Source organism: Streptomyces griseus subsp. griseus, from assembly GCF_000720255.1.
GTDB classification, from domain to species: domain Bacteria; phylum Actinomycetota; class Actinomycetes; order Streptomycetales; family Streptomycetaceae; genus Streptomyces; species Streptomyces griseus_I.
Genome location: NZ_JOJE01000223.1, coordinates 1 through 262, shown reverse-complemented (window position 1 = coordinate 262; position 262 = coordinate 1). Strand labels below are relative to the sequence as shown.

At 69.8% G+C, this 262-nt stretch carries 1 protein-coding gene; it reads right to left on the bottom strand.

The genetic code is table 11. From position 1 onward, the window contains the following. On the bottom strand, positions 1-262 hold a 262-nt coding region (locus IG99_RS43880), incomplete at both ends, for a rhamnogalacturonan lyase family protein (protein WP_037684669.1).

Genomic DNA, 262 nt, shown 5'->3' with positions numbered 1-262 from the left:
GCCCTGACCGTCGTAGCCCTTGCCGGAGTTGGCGGAGGAGTTGGTGTCGAAGGTCCAGCGGCGGGTGAAGGCACCGCCACGCCAGTCCCAGGCCGCGATCACGGTACGCGTGTAGTAGCTGCGCGCCATGATCAGGGAGGGGCGGGAGCCGTCCAGGTACGCCGTGCCCGCCAGGAAGCGGTCGACGCGGTTGCCGTACGAGTCGCCCCAGGACGAGACCGTGCCCCGGGCCGGGACGTAGTCGACACTCTGCATCGCCTTG